Source organism: Dellaglioa sp. CoH-56-MRSF-12 (assembly GCF_056782075.1).
This window is the reverse complement of the sequence record NZ_JBXAYD010000136.1, coordinates 1-254: the sequence shown is the minus strand read 5'-3', so window position 1 is coordinate 254 and position 254 is coordinate 1. Positions and strand designations below refer to the sequence as shown.

1 protein-coding gene is annotated in these 254 nt (G+C 72.8%); it reads left to right on the top strand.

Annotated features, from left to right (window positions below):
• On the top strand, positions 1–254 hold a 254-nt coding region (locus tag AC1RPY_RS08065), incomplete at both ends, for an oxidoreductase (RefSeq protein ID WP_481763164.1).

The window sequence follows — 254 nt, the reverse complement described above, 5'->3', positions numbered from 1 at the left end:
GCGGCGTGTCGCCGCTGCAGAAGATTCCGCTGTCACCCGGCTACCAGGTGCCGTTCGCGCAGGCCGTGAAGCGCGCGGTCGGCATGCCGACGATCGCGGTCGGGCTGATCAACGAGCCCGCGCACGCGAACCGGCTGATCGAGGCCGGCGATGCCGATTTCGTCGCGATGGCGCGCGCGATGCTGTACGACCGGCGCTGGCCGTGGCACGCGGCGGCCGAGCTCGGCGCGCAGGTGACGGCGCCGCCGCAATAC